Consider the following 19,138-nt stretch of genomic DNA (forward strand, 5'->3'; position numbering starts at 1 on the left):
GATCAATACCGTGTCGGCCATCGGTCGATTCACGCGACCGCACCGAGGACACGGCCACCGACCCGGTCCGGGGCCGTTGTACGCAAAACCGGAGGACATTCGTGTCGGATATTGCAATTGTGGGTATCGGTTGTCGATTCGCCGGTGGCATCGATTCACCGGACAGTTTCTGGGACTTCGTGATCGACAAACGAGACGGCGTGGTCGACATGCCGGCCGACCGGTGGGACTACCGCCGCTACTACGATCCCGAACCTCGCACCCCGGGCCGCAGCTACACCAAACGCGGCGCGTTCATGACCGCCGATCCCTGGCAGTTCGATCCCGACTTCTTCGGTATCTCCCCGCGCGAGGCGACGGTGCTGGATCCGCAGCAGCGCCTCATGCTCGAGGTGACCTGGGAGGCCCTCGACGACGCCGGTATGGCCGGGAGTGCGGCCGGCGGTTCGGTCGGGGTGTACGTCGGCGGATTCGTGGTCGACCAGTCGGTGATCGGTGTGGTGGGCCCGGCCCTGTTCCACACCGATATGCACACCCCGGCCAGTGCCTCCTACACCATGCTGTCGAACCGGATCGCGTATGCGCTCAACCTCGTCGGGCCTGCGATCACCGTCGACACCGCCTGTTCGTCGTCGCTGGTGGCCTTCCATCTGGCCTGCCAGGCGGTGCAGAACGGCGATTGCACGGTGGCGCTGGCGGGCGGCGTGAACGTGATGCTGCAGCCGGAAACCTTCGTGCTGATGTGCAAGGGCGGCTTCCTGGCCACCGACGGCCGCTGCAAATCCTTCGACGCCTCCGCCGACGGGTACGGCCGCGGCGAGGGCGCCGGCATGGTCGCGTTGAAGAAACTCGACGACGCGGTGCGCGACGGTGACCGGATCTACGCCGTGGTCAAGGCCACCGGCTCGAATCAGGACGGGCGCACCACCGCCATCACGGTGCCCAATGTCGATTCGCAGGAGTCGCTGGCGCGCACGGTCTGTGCACGCTCGGGCCTGGCGCCGGAGTCGATCACCTACCTGGAGGCGCACGGCACCGGCACCCTGGTCGGTGACCCGGTCGAATTGCGCGCGCTCGGCAAGGTTTTCGGTGCGCCGGCCGGTCGCACCGATCCGGTCGGTGTCGGGTCGGTGAAGGCCACCATCGGCCACACCGAAGCCGCCGCCGGTATCGCCAGCGTGATCAAGGCGGCGATGGCGATCAAGCATCGCACTCTGCCACCGCAGGGCTGGCTGGAGAAACAGAACCCCGACATCCCGTTCGAGGAGCTGGGCCTCTACGTTCAAACCGAAGCGCAACCGCTGCCCGCCGCGTCGGGACCGATGTCGGTGGCGGTCAACGGATTCGGCTACGGCGGCACCAACGCCCACGCCATCCTGCAGGAATACACCGGCGTGCCGGTGCACCCCGCATCCGCCCCGAGCAGGCATCTCGGCATCCTGCCGATTTCGGCGCGTAGCACTGCCGCAGCCCGTGCCCTGGCCGGCCGGTTCGCGGACCTGATCACCACCGGCGCCGATCCGAATCACCTGGCCGAGGCGGCTTGGACCCGGATGGCGCACCACGGCTTCCGCACGGGTGTGCTGATCGGCGACGACCCCGAAGAGCTGGTGCGCGATCTGCGCACCTATGCCTCGGGTGAGGGCCGCGACGCGTCGCGCACCATCGTGTCGCGAGCCACCGAACCGGTCTTCGTGTTCTCCGGAATGGGCCCGCAACACTGGCGCATGGGCCGCGAACTACTCGACGCCGGTGGGGTCTTCGCCGAGACCGCCGCCCGCATCGACGCCGAGTTCCGCGCCCTGTCCGGCTGGTCGATCGTCGAGGAGCTGCGTAAACCGGAGGGCGAATCCCGGGTCACCAGCACCGAGGTCGCGCAGCCGGCGAACTTCCTCGTCCAGGTCGGACTGGTGCGGGAACTGGAACAGTACGGGATCGTCCCGGCCGCCATCGTCGGACACAGTGTGGGTGAGGTATCGGCTGCGTACGTGAGCGGAATGCTGTCACTGCACGACGCCGTCACGGTCGCCTACCATCGCGCCCGCCTGCAGGCCACCACCGCGGGAACGGGCGGCATGCTCGCGGTGGGCCTGCCCAAGGACAAAGCCCTGGAACTGATCGGCGACGACCCGGGCATCGATGTCGCCGCGGTCAACAGTCCCAGCGCCGTCACCCTGTCCGGTGATGTGGAGCGCCTGGACGAGCTGGCCGAAAAGCTCACCGAAGACGGTGTTTTCGCCCGCCGGCTGCGGGTGGAGGTGCCGTATCACAGCCGCCTGATGGCACCGATCGAAGCCGAACTGCGGTCGGTACTGGCCGATCTCACGCCGCGCACGCCGACGGTTCCGCTGTATTCGACCGTCACCGGCATGCGGGTCTCGGAGGCCGACTGGGACGCCTCCTACTGGTGGTCGAATGTGCGGCGGCCGGTGCGGTTCCTCGATGCGATCACCGCACTGATCGGCGAGGGCAGCCGGATCTTCCTCGAGGTGGGGCCGCATCCGGTGCTGTCGGGCAATATCCGTGAAGCGCTGCTCGGCGCGGATGCCCACGGCACCACGGTGCCGACCTTGGACCGGGAACAACCCGATACCGACAGCATCCGCCGCACCCTGATCGGCCTGCATGCGGCGGGCGTACTCGACCGCGACCTGCTGTTCCCGCCGGATCGTCCCGCCACTGCGCATCTGCCGCTGCCGCGTTACCCGTGGCAACGCACCCACCTGCATTCGGCGCTCCCGCTGTTCGAACAGGCCCGCCTCGGCACGCCCGGCGGCTACGCCATGCTCGGCGACCCCGATGTGGAGGGCCGTCCGGAATGGCTGTTGCAGGTCGGTACGGAACTGCTGCCGTGGCTGGCCGATCACGTGGTCAACGGCATCAAGATCATGCCCGGTGCCGCATATCTGGATGCCGCCCTGAGCGCCACCCGCTCGCGCCTCGGTTCGGATCAGGTGGCGCTGGAAGGGGTGCGGTTCGTCGCCCCGCTGATCATGGGTGCCCCGGACGTTCCCCTCGTCGCGTTGAGTATCGAGGAGGCCAGTGGCCGTTTCCTGATCCGGTCCCGTAGCGCGACCGGCACCGCGTGGACGGTGCACGCCTCCGGGCGCACCCTCACCGGCAGTCATGAACAGACCACGGTGCAGGTGCCGGAGATCGAGGTCGGCATCGACGTCGACCCGGCCATGTTCTACTCCGGTCTCGCCGCGGCCGGACTGCAGTACGGGCCCGCGTTCCGGCGGGTCACCTCGGTGCGGGTGGGCCGCGATGTGGTGGTGGCGAGTGTCGACGGTGAGATCGCCGCCGAGTCCGGTCATCTCGCGCATCCGGCCGTCGTGGATGCGGCCATGCAGTGTGCTGCGATGCTGTTCGCCGACGAACGCATCGACGAGGGGGTGATGGTGCCGGTCGGGGTGTCCGCGGTGCGTCTGCTCGCGGAACTTCCCGACACGGTGACGGTGGTGGCCCGTCGCGACCCACAGGCGCGGCTGCGGGCCGACGTCGACCTGCTCGACGCCGAGCACAAGCTGGTCGCCCGCCTGTCCGGCCTGCAGATCGGTGCCCTGCGGCCCGGTGACGACCCGCTGCACCGGATGGCCGATTTCTATTACACCGAGACCATCGAGGAACGCGATCCGATCGATCCGGCCGCCTTTGCCGACGCCGGTTCGGTCAGCACACTCGTGGTTCGTCTCGGCGAGACCGGCCGCGCCGCCGAACTGGTCACCGCGATGCCCGGGTCCCGGTTGTACGCGGTCGAATCCACCGGACCGGAACTGGAGTCCGAACTGGTGGAACAGCTGCGCGCAGCCCGCGCGGAACCCACCGAGCGGCTGCACGTCTGCGTGGTGGCCGGTGCGCTCGGCGACGATGTCGACGAGTTGTGGACGGTGAAACGGATCGCCGTGGCGATCGCCGAGTTCATCGAACCGCCGAGTGAGAACAGCACGCCCCAAACGGTTTTCGGCGACGGACTGGCCCACTGCACCCTGGTCACCGAATCCGCGTTCACCCTGCCCGACAGTCTCGCCGCCCCCGACACCGGCCAGGCGGCGCTGGCCGGCGCGCGCCGGGTACTGCTCAACGAACAGACCGCCCTGCGCTGGCGGCTCGTCGACACCGAACCCGCCACCCCCATCGCCGATCTGGTGGCCGAACTGGCGATACCGGGCGCCTTCTCGCACGACAACTGCGACGAGGTGCTGCTGCGGGACGGCAAGCGCTGGGCCACGGTGATCACCAAGCCGCTGCCCGAGCGTCTCGAAGCGTTGGAAACCTCGGAGCCGCTGACCGACCCGGAGGCGAACTTCGAACTCGATATGCCCCGCACCCGCATGCTGTCGGCGCTCGCGTGGCGGCAGTGCGCGCGCCCGGAGCCGGGGCCCGGCGAGATCGAGATCCGCATGCAGGTCATCGGGTTGAACTACAAGGATCCACTGAAGGTCATCGGCCTGCTCGGCGAACGCGAACTCGCCCCGACCTATTTCGGCACCGTGCCCGGAATGGAGGGCGTCGGTACCGTGGTGCGCGTCGGCGCCGAGGTGACGGGTGTCGCACCCGGTGACCTGGTTGGTGTGGCAGCCAAGGGGATGATGCGCCGTTTCGCGGTGGTGGACCGGCAGCTCGCGGTCGTACTGCCGGAGGGCACCGATCCGGGCCACTGCACCAGCATCATCGCCTTCGGCACCGCCGAATACGCACTACTGGATCTGGCCCGGCTGGAGCCGGGGGAGACGGTGCTGGTGCATGGCGCGGCCGGTGGTGTCGGCACCGCGGCGATTCAGGTCGCCAAGGCCCGGGGCGCCACCATCATCGGCACCGCCAGTACCCCGGAGCGGCGTGAGCACGTGCTGGCGATGGGCGCCGACTACGCGGTGAATTCGCGGTCGCTGAACTTCGTCGACGAGGTCGCCGCGATCACCGGCGGGGCCGGTGCGGATGTGATCGTCAGCAGCGCACCCGGCGAGATCCTGCGTCAGAACTTCCATGCCGCAGCTGAATTCGGTCGCATCGTGGAGGTCGGCAAGGCCGATATCTATACCGGTGGCCTGCTGGAGCTGTCGAACTTCGACAAGAATCTGTCGTATTTCTCGATGGACCTGGACCGCCTGGTCAAGGTGAAGCCGCAACGACTGGCCGCCCTGCTGCAGCGGGTCTTCGAGAAGGTCACCGAGGGCACCTATCGTCCGCTGCCGTACCACCTGTTCGACACCGCAGAGGTCGGCAAGGCATTCGAGGAAACCTTGCGGTCCTCGCGGCCCGCGCGCATCGCGCTGCGTATCGACGCGCCGGAGCCGCCGGTGCGTCCCGGCCTTCCCGATGTCGAGATCAGTGATACGGCAACGTATCTGATCACCGGCGGTTTCGGTGGCTTCGGCCTGGCGATCGGCCGCTGGCTGACTCTGCGCGGTGCCCGCCGGTTGGTGTTGCTGGGCCGCCGCGGCGCGACCACCGAGGAGGCATGCCGCCAGCTCGAGGCGTGGCGGGCCATCGGCGTCGAGATCGTCGAGGAACTGGTCGATGTCACCGACCCGGCGGCGGTGGCCGGGGTGATCGCCAGGTCCCACAGCGCCGAACAGCCACTACGCGGGGTATTCCATGCCGCGGGTGCGGTCGCCGACAACAACCTCGCCAAGATGGAACTCGGTCAGCTCGAACAGGTCTACCGCCCCAAGGTGCTGGGCGCGCAGATCGTGCACCGGGCCGTCGCCGACGCCGGCATCACCCTCGACATGTTCGTGCTCTGCTCGTCCGGTGGATCCATGTACGGCATCTATGGGCAGTACAGCTACTGTGCGGCCAATATCGCGGTCGAATCGCTGGCCCTGCGCTGGGCCCGGGCGGGGGAGCGGGCATTGTGCGTCGGCTGGGGTCACCTGTCCGGTGCCGGTGGGATGGCCGCGAACGAGACCTCCGAGAAATACCTCGACCTGGTCGGATTCGGGCCGATCGATATGGGCGACGCCACCGCCTACCTGGAACAGGCCCTGCGCCTGGGTGCCTCCCGGGTGGCTGTCATTCCGACCGATTGGGGCAAACTCACCGGCACCTTCCCGCAGCTGGCCCGCACCGGTCGCACCGCCGCACTGGCCCGCGCCTCCGCCAAGGACACCTCGGAGCTGGCGCAACTGCGCGAGGAACTGGCCGCGTTGGAGGAAACCAAGCGTGGACCGCATATCGCGCGGCTGATGGCCGGGGAACTAGCGGTGGTGATGGGGGTGGACGTCGAAACCATCGATATGACCGTCCCGGTGCCCGAACTGGGGCTGGATTCGCTGATGGCGGTCGAACTCGGGGCCCGGGTGACCAAGTCGCTGGGTATCGACCTGATGTCGTTGCAGATGGGCCGCTCCTTCAGCCTGGAACAGGCGGGCCCGAAGGTGGCCGAGCTGATCCTGGCGCACGAACCGGGTTCGCAGCCGGACCCGGCGGCACTGTCCGCGGCGGCGGAGCCCTCCGAGAACGGCGCTGTGCCGGCGGCGGACGGCCCGCACGGTTCGCAGGCCGGTGCGGTCGCGGAGATGGCGGGGGTCAGCTGATAACCATGGTCGACTTCGGACTCATCGATGAATGGGCACCGCCACCGGGCCGGATGCTCACCTGGGTCGCGTCACCGGAGTCGGTGGCGCGGGCCCGGACCGCGCCGGTGCACCCGGCGCCCCCGTCCCTGCAACAGGAACAGTATCTGCGCCAGGCGGATCGGCATGCCGCCGCCGACTTCCGGTTCTCCGGCCTGTGCCTGGCCACCGCACAGATCCCCACCGGCGATCTGGACCGGGAGGTGATGACACGCATCATCAACACCTTTCTGTTGCGCCACGACACCTTTCGGACCTGGTTCGACATCGACGCCGGCGGTGCGGTGCGCCGGCATCTGGTGCCCGAGGAGGTGATCGACTTCGTCCCGGTGGATTACGGCTGGATCGACGATCCGGCCGGGATCCGCCGGCACGTCGAGAAGACCACTCCCGACCCGTTCCACTGGGATTGCTTCACCTTCGGTGCCATCGAACACGGCGACGCGACCACGGTCTATCTCGCCGTCGACCACCTGCACACCGACGGTTTGGGGCAGTACCTGTCGGCCTCGGATTTCGCGCAGCTGTATCTCGCCGAACTCGGCGGCGAGGCCGAACCCCTCCCACCGACCGCGAGCTACCTCGACTACTGCGTGACCGAACGCGCCTACAGCGATACACACACGCTGTCCTCACCCGGCGTGCAGAAGTGGCTGCAGCTGTTGCGCGGCAACGACAACCGGTTGCCGTCGTTCCCCCTGGACCTCGGCAAGCGCTCCGACGGCTACCACCGCAGCGCCCACCGCACGGTGCAGCTGCTGGACGAGGACCAGGCATCGGCCTTCGAGGAGATCTGCCGCGCCGCGGACGCCGAATTCGTCGGCGGAGTATTCGCGGCCGCGGCGCTGGCCGAACGTGCGCTCACCGATACCGACTACTACTTCGGCATGACCCCGGTGAGTACCAGGACCTCTGCGGCGGAAGGTAATTCGGTCGGCTGGTACGTGACGCTGGTACCGGTGGCCTTCCCGCTCGGTCCGGCCACTCCCGTCGCCCGCATTCTGAAACTGGCGCAACATGCCTACGAGAACGGGCTCCGCCTGGCCCCCACCTCGTTCCACCGGGTACTCGAACTGCTGCCGCCCGATTCCGAGATCAAGGCCGAACCCGGCTGGGTGACACCGATGATCTCGTTCATCGACGCCCGCGACTTCCTCGGCAACGAATTCTTCGACGAGGTCACCGCGGGTGTATACGCCAACCGCGCCGCCTCCGAGGAGGCGCTGATCTGGGTGAACCGATTCCCCACCGGGACGACACTGAGCGTCATCTATCCGGACACCGCGGTCGCCCACGAGTCGGTGGAGCGCTACCTCGCGGCGATGAGCTCGGTATTCGCGACCATCATCGGCCGCGGCGCCGAATCGAACTGAAGATCAGGAGGTTTCGTGGTGTCAGAGGATTCGGTGGATTCGGTGGATTCAGGTGAGGTTCGCTTCCGGGACCCGGATATTCCCGACGGCGAGAAGTGCCGGTACACGGTCACCACCGACGGCCGGAGTTCGGGATTCGAGATATCCTCCGTCCTCACCCACGAGGACGGCGGCTACCGGGCACTGCTCGAGGCATCCAGCGGCGACGACGAGGTGCAACTCACCATCGACCAGCGCTTCGGCCGGATCGACGGATTCCTGCGCGCGGAGGACTACCGGGCCGAGACCCGCTCACGTGGTGTGGTGGTGTCGCGCGAAGAGGCGCATTTCGTCGACACCGTACACCTCCCGCTCGGCGGTGCACCCGCACCGTTCCCGCCCGCCATCATGCCCATCGTCGGAGGACTGACCCTGCTGCGCGGACTGGATTTCACGGAGGGGGCCGCGCAGACGATCGACACCTGGCTCGCGTTCTCGGTGCACTGGCCACTGATCGCGCGCGCCGAGAAGACCACGACCGTGACGGTCGGTGCCGGCGACATCGAATGCCGGCAGGTCCGGTTGCGGCCGGGCTTCGGTCAGGTGAATACGCTGCTGGACAAGATAATCGGTGGGTTGCTGCCGCCGTTCGTCTTGCACTTCGAGCTGGCGGCGCCGCACCGGCTGGTGCGAATGAGCTTCCCGACCGAGCTGTCGTTGTCCGCGGCGCGTGGTGTGCTGGAGCTGGCCGGGTGACGGGGCGCGATACGGCTGTCGGCGATCGGGCCCGGGACGGTGAGCGGGCAGCAGGTGGTGCCCGCACCGAACTGGCTGCCTGGCTCGCCTTCGCCGGCTGCCTGATTGCGGTGTTCATGCAGATGATCGACGTGACGATCGTCAACACCGCGCTGCCGAAACTGACCGCGGACCTGGCGGCCTCGAGGTCCGCCGAGCTGATGGTGATCTCGGGGTACTCGCTGGCCTTCGCCTGCGCCCTGCTCACCGCTGCCCGCCTCGGCTCGATGGCCGGGCGGCGGATCATGTTCCTGGCATCGGTGGTGGTCTTCACAGCAGCCTCGGTATGGTGCGGATTATCCACCGGCGCTACGGAACTGGTGATCGCGCGCATCGTTCAAGGGGGCGCCGGCGCGGGAATGGCGGCGCAAACCATCGCGATTCTCATCGCGAGCTTTCCTCGTGAACGCCACTCCTTGGTTTTCGCCATGTACGGCGGCGTCGCCGGGTTTGCGGGCATGCTCGGTCCGATCGTCGGCGGGGCGTTGTTGACCCTCGACCTCGGCGGCTGGGGCTGGCGTTCGGTCTTCCTGATCAACCTGCCGATCGGGGTGGTCGCCTTCGCGTTGGCGTGGCGTTACCTGCGGATGGGCCGCCCACCGTCTCCGGACCGCCTCGACCTCGGCGGCGCGGCATTGTCGGGAGTCGGGCTGCTCCTGATCGTCTACGCCCTCGCGCTGGTCCAGCAACACGGTTGGCAGGTCCGCTCCGCCACCCTCGGACTTGCCGGAGTAGCGGTGGCGGCAGTGTTCGTCGTCCATCAGATCCGCCGTGAGAAGCGCGGCGCCGACCCTTTGATGCGCTCGGCCCTGTTCTCCGACAAAGGTTTCCGTATCGGCTCGATCCTGATTTGCGTCTTCTTCGGCCTGTTCACCGCATTCGTGTTCGCCGCATCGATCACCATGCAGGACGTACTCGGCTACACCCCGTGGCACACCGCCGTGGTGATGACCCTGTTCGCCCTGGGCGCCGGCGCCGGAGCGATCGGCTCCCTCTTTCTGGTGCGCCGGTGGGGAACTCTGGTACTGGCCGCCGGCATCACCCTCTACGGCGGCTGCATGGCCGCAGGCGGGATCTATCTCTACCTGACCTCGGGCGAGGTGAACGCCCTCCTCGCCGGCCCTCCGGTCTTCGCGGCAGGGTTCGGGGTCGGCATCTTCGCAGTCCAGATCCAGCCGATCATGCTGTCCGGCCTGAGCGCCGACCACATGTCGGAAACCTCGGGCGTCGTCCCGACCATCGAGCAGATCGGCAACGCCCTGGGTTTGGCGGTCCTCACCACCCTGTTCTTCCGCTCTCACACCCTCAGCGGCGCCATCACGATGATGCTCGCGCTGGCAGCAGTCTCCTTCGCCCTGGGCACGCTGACACTGGCCATGCCACGAACGACAAGGGGGGAGTAGATCGTTCCGCGTGGGACGACCGTGATTCTCAATCGGGGAGGATGACGTCCTTCGGGCGCGGGATATCGGGCATCTCGGATTTGACGAACTGCTCGGTGGTCACCCATTGGGTGAAACCCCAGGGGTTGTAGATTTGCAGTTCGCCCGGTCGGGTAGCGACCACGACCACCTGATGACCGTCACCGCTTCCCTTCGGTTCGAGTCCGATCGGGACGGGTTTGCCCGCTGCCACCGCGGCCTCGATCTGCGGCAGGGCCGCCGCCCGCGTCTCTTCGCTGGACAGCTTGGACATGTGGTAGTTGCTGCCGGTGACGGGGTTCAGGAGGTCGTTCACCATCTTCTGGTTGCCCCGCGGGTGTGGGGTGAGGTCGGGGTCGAAGTTGTCGTTGAATACCCGAACCAGTCGATCCCGGAACGCTTTCGGGCTGTCGTCGCCTGCTTTCGCGCCGCTCACCGCCGCCGGCCCGGTGCCTGTGGTGACACCGAGCATCAGCACGGGATCGGCGTCCAGCCGAGCGACGACCGTGGACGCCGACGTGCAGTTCTCCCTGTCCTGGGTGTAAGTGACGGCCTCGGCCACCTGATCGGGAGTGTAGCCGAGACCGTGCCTTCCGTCGCGCACCCTGCGGTTGTCGGCGACGTCGTCGACATGGAGGTGTTTCCAGAGCCAGTAGCGATTGTTCCCGTGGTCGTGGATCTGTTTGTCGAACGCGGTGATGTCGGACAATGAGTATCCCGCCGCCAACGCCTCCCAGAGGTAGGCCGCTTCCTGCGGCGATTCGGCGTCGCTCACCAGCTTTTCGAACCTGGACCGATCGTCGGATGACATTGCCGAGAGCCGCTGCGATGCGCGGGCCAGAGCTGTCGGAGTGAGGATATCGTCGGAGGGGTTGGATGCTGCGCCGGCTTGACCTGTGTAGGCGAGGGTTGCGGCATCGACCGGGCTGATGCCGGGTGCTTCGACCATGCGGGCCCGTGCTCTCTGGGCGGCCGCATCGAGCAATGACGCGCACGTTGTTGCCGCCGTCTCATAGGACTTGGTCGCAGCAATCCGGGCCCGGCAGCCGTCGATGGCGTGCTCGCGAACCTTGTCGTCGGTCTCCTGGCCGAGTCGAGTACGCGCCTCGGTGAGTCCGGCCATCGCGGTGTTGTCTTGCCGTTGTGTCTTGGCCAGGGCGTTCGACCAGGTGCTCAGTGCCTTGCCGGCCGTGGTGAACGCGCCGTGCGCGTGCCGGGCGGCGCCGCCGAATGTCGAGACTGCCTCCGCCGCTGTCTCACCGGCATGACCACGCCAGGAGTGCGGAAGCTTGTCTTTTGCCACCTTCTCGAGATCGTCGTGCGCGCGTTCGTACACCGAGGCCGACGCGGCGAAGGTCTTGGCCTGAATGTCGACGGCTTTCGTCGATCCGGGTAACGCCGGAACCTCGAGCGCGATGTCGATCGCCTTTCGCAGATGATCCCGGTTCAGGCCCCACTGCATCGATATCAACGCCAGCTCCAGCGCCTTCAGCCGCTCGCTGCTCCCGGCCAGCGCGAGTTCCGATGGGATCCCGGAAAAGCCGTCGTAGGCAAACGCGTAGCCCGTGGCCGACAAACCGACCCCGCCCGCCTGGACCAGCTTGCTCACCGTCGTGCCGACACCTGCGGGAAGTCGGGCGGCGAGTGGCGCGATGCCTTTGCCGACGACCGGTAGCTTGCCCGCCAGCCCTTTCAGTGAGCCGGCCAGTCCGCCGGCCGCCTTCGCGAACAGGCCTCCCGTGACAGCCCCCACCCCGGCGTCGACCAGAAGGCCCGTTCCGGTCTGACCATCGATCAACCCGGTGAGAGCGCCGCTGACCGCGCCACCGACGAGCGCCGCGCCGGGAACGGGGGCCAGCGAGATGGCTCCGCCGAGCAGTCCGGCGCCGACGCGTTGCCAGGTCTTGCTGATCATGCGTGGCTCCACGGTGTCCGGGCCCTGCGGACGAGCGTGCGCCGCGACCGCAACACGGAGGCCACCGTCTCCAACCATCGTGCGAACGCCTCGTCGCGCGCGACATCGGGCTCCGGGGAGGGGCACGCCGCGGTCATCCAGGTGTGGACGATCGCTGTGGAGTGCGCGCCTACCAGTGGTTCGGGTAGTAACCGCGCATCGGGCAGCCCCATGGCGCGCACGCAGGCCGCGAGGAAATCGACCGGATTCGGGCCCACCCGAAGATCCTCCAGTTGCAGTGCGCCGGCCACCGCCGCTTCGGCGAGCGAAACAGCCCGAGTACCGGGGGAACTCGACATCGCGGCGGTCAATGCCGACGCGACATCCAGGGTGCGCAGCGTCGCGTCGACACGACGGTCACCGGTCATGGCCTAGGGGACAGGTCCGAAGGTCCGGCGATCGGAGGAACCTGTGCGGGCATCTCGGCGATACTACTGTCGATGCTCCCGCCGCTGTCCTGGTCGACTTCCTGATATGCGCGCTTGACCCGTGGCAGTAACTCCACGATGATTCCGACCGCTTTGGCGGTGAGCTCGGTCTCGGCCACCCAAGCGCGGTGGAAGTCCGTGCACGCCGATACAACGGTGCTGTCACCGAGATCGGAGTAGTCGATACCGGTGTTCTTCATATTGCTCGACAGGCTGTTCAGGTCGTCGTAGGTCATGACAACCCCGGCGACCGCCGGGTCGAAGGAGTCCGGGTCGAGAAAGAGTGGCAGGCTTCTGCCGTTCCCTAAATCGAAATCGCCCACCCGCAGATCATAATTATCCAGGTACAACTTCCCTGGTGTGGGAATCGCTTCTGCCGGTACCGCCGACCGGGGTATCCACTCGTGAAAGGACACTCAGATGGCTGAGGGGTTGATCGACAACACCGGTGCGTCCGTGACCGTCGAGCGTCATATCGCCGATCCGGTCAGCTCCTATACTGTGAGTCTCGCCGAGGGGGCGCAGGCCGGCCGGGCCGATTTCGTCGATCGGCCCGCAGCGGCGGAGCGGATCTTCTTCCACACCGAGGTAGCTCAGGAGTTCGGTGGACGTGGGCTGGCCGGGTTGCTGGTGCGCGAGGCGCTCGCCGACTGCATTCGCGAGAAACTCACCGTGGTGCCGGTGTGCCCGCTGTTCGCTCGCCATCTGCAGACGCACGGCGAGGAATTCGCCGCCGACGGTGGTGTGTTTCGCCGACCGGTGCCGGCCGATATCGACCTCGTTCAGCGCGCGGTCCGAAACGAGGCATAGATGCGTCCGGCGTTGGACAAGGTGATTCCCGAGGCGTGGCAGGCGGCGGAAGAGTTCGCGGCGGCGATCCGTCGGGCGGCGTTGCTGCGCGGGTTGTCGGTCCAGGAATCCGAGTTCGTCAAGTTGCGTGCCTCGCAACTCAACGCGTGCGCGTTCTGTGTGGATCTGCACTCGCGCTCGGCGAGACGTGCCGGGATCACGCAGCAGAAGCTGGACTTGCTGCCGGCCTGGCGTGAGACCGGCTTGTTCGACGAACGGGAGCGGGCGGTGCTCGCGGTGGCCGAAGCCGCCACCATGCTCCCGACCACCGACGAATCCGATGCCGATCTGGTGGGTGCCCGATCGGTGCTCGGCGACGACGCATTCGTCGCGGCCGAGTGGGTGGCGGTCACCATCAACGCGTTCAACCGGATCTCGATCCTCAGCCGGCACACGGTGCGCCCTCGCGACAACGAAGGAAGGATCATTCGATGACCGACCTCGACCCGCATCCCGATCTGAAGGTTCTCGATCCCGGGCAGCCGTGCACGGCCACGGAGGTCCTGGAGTCGCGCCCCGTGCCCCTCGGTGGCGTGCGGACGATGACCGTCTACCGGACCCTGCCGCAACGCCGGCGGTCACTGGTGGGCGCGTGGTGCTTCCTGGATCACTACGGTCCGGACGACATCTCACTGACCGGCGGCATGCAGGTGCCGCGGCATCCGCACACCGGGCTCGCGACCGTATCCTGGCTGTTCTCCGGCCGCATCGATCATCTGGACTCCGGCGGCAACGCGGCCTCGGTCGTTCCGGGGGAGCTGAACCTGATGATCGCGGGCCGCGGCATCACTCATCAGGAGATCAGCGACCTCGACACCAGCACCCTGCACGGCGTGCAGCTCTGGTACGCGCTGCCCGACGAGACACGCTTCAGCGACAACGCTTTCGCGCACTATGTGCCCGAACCGGTGACGATCCCCGGCGTCACCGCACGTGTGTTCCTCGGCGAACTCCTCGGATCGGTCTCCCCGGTCGATACACGAACCCCCGACCTGCTCGGTGCCGAACTGACTCTCGCGCCCGGCGCCACCGCCGAACTCACCGTGCGGACCGACTTCGAACACGCCGTCCTCGCCGAAAATGGCGGCGTCACAGTGAATTCGACCGCCGTAGCGCACCGATCCCTCGCCTACATCCCACCCGGATCCGATACGGTGATCATCACCGCAGGCGACACCGAAACCCGCATCATCCTGCTGGGCGGTATCCCACTGCGGGAACGAATCGTGATGTGGTGGAACTTCGTCGGCCGCGATCACGACGAGATCGTCGAATACCGACGCCGCTACCAGGCCGAACTCGGCTTCGAGCCCGCCGACCCGGCAGACGCCGGCAAACCCGCCCTGTTCGGCGACTACCCACCCGACCAGCCCCCACCACTCCCGGCTCCACCGCTCCCGAACTCCAGGTTGAGGCCGCGCGAGTAGCTCTACAAGGAAGCGTCGACCGACCCACGGACCGTGCCGACGCGTATTCTGCGTGCACGCAAATTTGCGTGCACGCAAGTTAATCTTCTAGTCTAACGTCCTCTCGAGTGGCCTCGGCGGTATTACCGCGGCGGACCACCCTGCGGACGACAGAAGGAAGACGCAGATGACCGTCGATGTTGTGATCAGCGGAGGTGGCCCGAACGGGCTGATGCTGGCGTGCGAGCTGAGCCTGGCCGGAGTTCGTGCCGTTGTGCTGGAACGGCAGGCCGCACCGAATGAGGAACCGAAAGCCAATGGGTTACTCGGCCAGGTCGTGCAACTGGTCGACCGGCGGGGCCTCTACGGGCAGCTGAGCGGCAGTACGGAACCGCCGCAACCGAATTCCACCTACTTCATGTTCGCCGCGATGGCCCTGGACCTGAGCCTGCTCGACGAGAGCCCGATCTACGGTCTGCCCGTCCCGCAACACCACATCACCAAGGTCCTCGAAGAGCGTGCGGTGGAACTCGGCGCACAGATCCGGCGCGGACACGAGGTGGTCGACCTGACGCAGGACGACGATACGGTCACCGTGGATGTCGCAGGCCCACAAGGAAATTACCAGCTGTCGGCCCGCTACCTCGTCGGCGCCGACGGCGCGCACAGCGCGACCCGCAAACTGTCCGGAATCGGTTTCCCCGGTGTCACCTACGACCGCGCGACCAGCCGGGCAGCACACGTCACCGTCCCGTCCGACTGGATGGACCCGGCGACCGGTGCGCTGACCGTGCCCGGCTATGGGACCGTCCAGTCGTTCCTGCCACTGCGCACCGACCACGGCGGATTCTCCTACGCGCCGTTCCCCGGTCTTCCGCCGCTGCTCAGCACGATCGAATGGGATCAGCCCGCGACCGACGCGCCCATGAGCCTCGACGAACTCGCGGCGAGCGTGCGCCGCGTACTCGGCGTCGACATCCCACTCGGCCCACCCGCCGGCGCGGGGCCGCACGTGCTGCGCCGGCTCAGCGGCGGCCACACTCGAATCGCCGACCGATTACGAGACCGCCGCGTGTTCCTGATCGGCGACGCCGCCCACATCTACACCGCAGGAGGCGGTCCGGGACTCAACCTCGGCCTCCAGGATGCCGCCAACCTCGGCTGGAAACTCGCGACCGACCTCCGCGGCAGCGCCCCGGCCGCGCTGCTGGACAGCTACGAGACCGAACGCCGGCAAGCCGCCTCCCGCATGGTCACCTACGCCCAAGCGCAATCCGCGCTGATCGCCCCGGGCAGCGATGTCACCGCCCTACGCGACCTGTTCACCGAACTACTACGTGACCAGAACACGGTGCACCGCCTCGCAGCCCTCACCGCAGGCAGCGACATCCGTTACGACATGGGCGGATCCGACGCGCACCCACTGATCGGCCGATTCGCTCCAGACATGGAACTGGTCACTGCGGCCGGGACCGTCCGGCTCGCCGAGCTGACCAGAACCGCACGGCCGCTGTTGCTGGACCTGACCGGCGATCCAGGTCTGCCGGAATCACTGACCGAGTGGGATGGGCAGATCGATATCGTCACCGCACGTCCGCAACCCGGTGCGCCCACCGCACTACTCCTACGCCCGGACTGCTACGTCGCCTGGGCAACCACCTCACCTCACCCGGATGCTGCGGACCGGCAGGCGCTCCATGCAGCACTACAGCGCTGGTTCCGCGCCGCCCGCAGCTGACCGCGAAATCGCCACCGGGTCGAACTCCAGTCGACCGTCTCGTCGGCTCAGGCCGGAGGCGGGAAGCCGCTCTTGCTGATGACGCTCGTGAAGGAGTCCCATTCGCCGGGCGCAAAAACGAGCGCCGGCCCGGTGCGATCCTTCGAATCCCTAACCCCGACATGGCCTCCGGGCAGAAACGCCACTTCGACGCAATCCTTACCACCGGATGTACGAGTGCTGGTAAACCACTTCGCGGTCGATAGGTCGATCTCGTTGTTGCCGGTCACGCTGCGTGCTCCCTTGTCACCTGACGGATCAGGTCCCTGCTGGCCTTCTCGTCCAACGCTGCGCGCTGAAGTGCGAGATGTGCCTCATGGTACCGATCTACGTCGCCTTGTTTTTGCAGGTACATGTCGCCGGTGAGGTTCTCCATGTACACGACGGACGGCTCGATCGGCTGGCCCTTGGTGCGCGCGCCGAAATCCAGGACGGTGAAGAGGCCGAGTGGATCTCCGGACGGGATGCCGGCAGCGAAGGGGAGAACGTGCAGTGTCACGTTCGGCAGGGTGCTGAGGTCCGCCAAATGTTTGAGTTGGCGATTCATGACCCGCTTGTTGCCCACGATGCGCCGTAACGTCGCTTCACCCAGTACTGCGTTCAGCGTCACCGGCCGACGTTTGCGGGTGATCAGCGTTTGACGGCGCTTCTTGAGGTGGATGAGTTGATCCAGTTCCTCCGGTGTGCTGTCCGGGTGAACGCTGTGAGCCAACACGCGTGCATACTCGGGGCACTGGAGGATACCGAGGACCGCATCCGGCGAGTAGGATGTCATCCGCTCGGTGGCGGCTTCCAACCCCATGTACACGTTGAAGTCGTTCGGGATGAGATCGCCGTACTCGTGCCACCAGTTCGGGACATTGGCTTGCTGCGCCAAGCCCATGAGCGCCGATGTCATGGTTTCGTCGGCGCCGAGCGCGAGGCACATCTCGCGGATCTCGACGGTACGGATCTTGGCGGGAAAATCGCCTACCTCATATCTCTGGACGGTGCTCGAACTGCGTTCGACGAGCTTGGCGACCTCCGGGATGGTCATTCCAACTTGAGTCCGTAGGTCGCGCAGGTATCGGCCGAGTTGGCGACGCGGCACGGTGCTACCGGACTCTGACATGGGGAGCTCTCCGTTCTCGGCGGATGGATTGCGGTCGACCTGCTACGAACTATCTCACCGCTGTGGGTTCCGGGCAGGCGGTTTGCTGAGATCAGCGTGAGAAACCCAGAAATGGTTTTCGATCTGTCGTGCATGCGGTCTGCTCTCCTTCTACGTCCGCTTGGCGTCGTACGTGCCACGAATCACCGTGCGGCGCCGCAGTGTCGGTCGCTGAAGCTGTCGAGCCCGCCGGATGTCCCGGCCCCACCGAAGGAAGGAAGGTTGCGATGGATCAGATGGCAGTCGTCGGTATCCCGGCCGCGCGTCGCTACTACTCGATGAGGGCGGTGACTACCGCTTGTGCCGACCGGGTGGCGAAACCATGACTTGCTCAATCGCTTTGGGGTGGATCGCCTATGAGATTGCCGCCGCTCCCGAGTGGGACAGAGCCCAGATACGCCGCCTGGCCCGGCATCTCGGGTACCACCTCGTCTGGCCGTGTGAGCGCTCGGTACTTCCGGTCGCGGTGCAGGCGCGCAATGCTGCCGCAGACTTGGTAATACTGTCGGCCCCGGCCCATCTGAGCGCACTCGAGTTGAACGCCGTGATGGAAGTGGCCGATGTCGAGACCGTCTCTCCGCGTCTGAGTTTCGCGCGGTGGGCATCGTCGGGAATGGTGCGGTGAGCGCCGGCGTGGTGGTCGGATTGATTGTCGCGGTCGGGCTGCCGCTGGCGGTGATTGCCGTGGCGATCTGGTGGCCCTCATGACCGGCGGTCGTGTGGGTCCAGGCCACGTCGGCGCGGCATACCATGGCTGGCATGCCCTCGTCGCGCATCGAGAAGCCCGACCTTCCCGAGCGCTTGACCTGGGAAGAACTCGAGCGGCTACCGGACGAGGTTGCGGACCGGATCGAACTCTGGGCCGAGCGCGTGATGTGGGAGCCACCCAGCCCGGCCGAACATCAGATGTTCACTGTCCGGATGCGCAACGCGATCGAGAGTTGCGCGCGCACATCGATGTCGGATGACCCCGAGACCTGCTGGCGGGTCAATATCGAGACCAACGTCTTCCTCGGCAAGGCCGGAAAGTCTGACTTCCTGACGCCCGACTTCCTGGTCCACCGATGCCTGGAATCTCCGTATCAGGATGTGCGGGCGACCGACACGCTACTTGTCGGCGAAGTGCTCTCTCCGTCCAATACTCAGTCGGACATGGAGGCGAAGAAGAGCCGCTACGCGGGCTCGGGGATTCCTTGGTACTGGGAGGTGACGTTGGCACGCGATACCAGTGCGATAGCGATAGTCCGCGCCTATGCATTGGAAACCGGGCACGCTCAGCTTCCGCAGGGGGTACGGCCGCTGCACCCGGCCAACTACCTGTTGGCGGGTGAATGGACGCCATCCGGCGAAGAAGGGGTCCGGATCGGATTCCCGTTCCCCATCACCATCGACTGGTCCGACCTCGAGTACTGATCGGGCTATCCCACC

General features: G+C 66.7%; 14 protein-coding genes. 9 read left to right on the forward strand and 5 right to left on the reverse strand.

Features of this window, described 5'->3' with window-relative positions; translation table 11 throughout:
- Positions 1-101: 101 nt before the first annotated feature.
- From NV2_RS27200 to NV2_RS27215, 4 genes are read left to right on the forward strand one after another with little or no spacing between them, the layout of a single operon-like run.
- Positions 102-6,539 carry a type I polyketide synthase gene (locus NV2_RS27200; protein WP_067880574.1) on the forward strand — a complete coding sequence of 2,146 codons (6,438 nt, stop codon included), beginning with the start codon at positions 102-104 and terminating at the stop codon, positions 6,537-6,539.
- A gap of 5 nt (positions 6,540-6,544) precedes the next feature.
- Positions 6,545-7,951 carry a condensation domain-containing protein gene (locus NV2_RS27205; protein ID WP_067880578.1) on the forward strand — a complete coding sequence of 469 codons (1,407 nt, stop codon included), beginning with the start codon at positions 6,545-6,547 and terminating at the stop codon, positions 7,949-7,951.
- Positions 7,952-7,966: 15 nt separating this feature from the next.
- On the forward strand, positions 7,967-8,686 hold the full coding sequence (locus NV2_RS27210; protein ID WP_245662797.1) for an immunoglobulin domain-containing protein: 720 nt from the start codon (positions 7,967-7,969) through the stop codon (positions 8,684-8,686).
- Positions 8,683-10,128: an MFS transporter gene (locus tag NV2_RS27215; protein ID WP_245662798.1), complete on the forward strand. Its 1,446-nt coding sequence runs from the start codon at positions 8,683-8,685 to the stop codon at positions 10,126-10,128. The genes NV2_RS27210 and NV2_RS27215 overlap by 4 nt, the downstream gene beginning before the upstream one ends.
- Before the next feature lie 28 nt (positions 10,129-10,156).
- Here NV2_RS27215 and NV2_RS27220 read toward each other — a convergent pair whose 3' ends face one another.
- The 3 genes from NV2_RS27220 to NV2_RS27230 are packed head-to-tail and all read right to left on the reverse strand — an operon-like array spanning position 10,157 to position 12,851.
- Positions 10,157-12,061, reverse strand: a complete 1,905-nt coding sequence (locus NV2_RS27220; protein WP_067880581.1) for a phage tail tape measure protein — start codon at positions 12,059-12,061, stop codon at positions 10,157-10,159.
- Positions 12,058-12,468 carry a hypothetical protein gene (locus tag NV2_RS27225; protein WP_067880584.1) on the reverse strand — a complete coding sequence of 137 codons (411 nt, stop codon included), beginning with the start codon at positions 12,466-12,468 and terminating at the stop codon, positions 12,058-12,060. The genes NV2_RS27220 and NV2_RS27225 overlap by 4 nt, the downstream gene beginning before the upstream one ends.
- On the reverse strand, positions 12,465-12,851 hold the full coding sequence (locus NV2_RS27230; protein ID WP_157103119.1) for a hypothetical protein: 387 nt from the start codon (positions 12,849-12,851) through the stop codon (positions 12,465-12,467). Before NV2_RS27230 ends, NV2_RS27225 begins: the two co-directional genes overlap by 4 nt.
- Positions 12,852-12,948: 97 nt before the next feature.
- Here NV2_RS27230 and NV2_RS27235 point away from each other — a divergent pair, with 97 nt between their 5' ends.
- The 4 genes from NV2_RS27235 (at position 12,949) to NV2_RS27250 (ending at position 16,521) form a co-directional block, all read left to right on the forward strand.
- Entirely contained in the window at positions 12,949-13,338 is a 390-nt protein-coding gene (locus NV2_RS27235) for a GNAT family N-acetyltransferase (protein WP_067880590.1), read from the forward strand.
- Positions 13,339-13,812: a carboxymuconolactone decarboxylase family protein gene (locus tag NV2_RS27240; RefSeq protein ID WP_067880593.1), complete on the forward strand. Its 474-nt coding sequence runs from the start codon at positions 13,339-13,341 to the stop codon at positions 13,810-13,812. It abuts the gene before it with no gap.
- Positions 13,809-14,804: a pirin family protein gene (locus tag NV2_RS27245; RefSeq protein WP_067880595.1), complete on the forward strand. Its 996-nt coding sequence runs from the start codon at positions 13,809-13,811 to the stop codon at positions 14,802-14,804. Before NV2_RS27240 ends, NV2_RS27245 begins: the two co-directional genes overlap by 4 nt.
- A gap of 166 nt (positions 14,805-14,970) precedes the next feature.
- Complete coding sequence (locus NV2_RS27250; protein WP_067880598.1) at positions 14,971-16,521, forward strand: FAD-dependent monooxygenase; 1,551 nt, start codon at positions 14,971-14,973, stop codon at positions 16,519-16,521.
- A gap of 47 nt (positions 16,522-16,568) precedes the next feature.
- Here NV2_RS27250 and NV2_RS31140 read toward each other — a convergent pair whose 3' ends face one another.
- Together NV2_RS31140 and NV2_RS27255 are read right to left on the reverse strand one after the other, a co-directional pair.
- Complete coding sequence (locus NV2_RS31140; RefSeq protein ID WP_084475563.1) at positions 16,569-16,790, reverse strand: DUF397 domain-containing protein; 222 nt, start codon at positions 16,788-16,790, stop codon at positions 16,569-16,571.
- Positions 16,787-17,671 (reverse strand): helix-turn-helix domain-containing protein, encoded by an 885-nt coding sequence (locus tag NV2_RS27255; RefSeq protein WP_067880601.1) that lies wholly within the window; start codon positions 17,669-17,671, stop codon positions 16,787-16,789. The genes NV2_RS31140 and NV2_RS27255 overlap by 4 nt, the downstream gene beginning before the upstream one ends.
- A gap of 798 nt (positions 17,672-18,469) precedes the next feature.
- On the opposite strand from NV2_RS27255, the gene NV2_RS27265 reads away from it, so the two are divergent.
- Entirely contained in the window at positions 18,470-19,123 is a 654-nt protein-coding gene (locus tag NV2_RS27265) for a Uma2 family endonuclease (RefSeq protein ID WP_067880607.1), read from the forward strand.
- Positions 19,124-19,138: the final 15 nt, after the last annotated feature.

Source organism: Nocardia vermiculata NBRC 100427 (genome assembly GCF_001613265.1).
GTDB classification, from domain to species: Bacteria; Actinomycetota; Actinomycetes; order Mycobacteriales; family Mycobacteriaceae; genus Nocardia; species Nocardia vermiculata.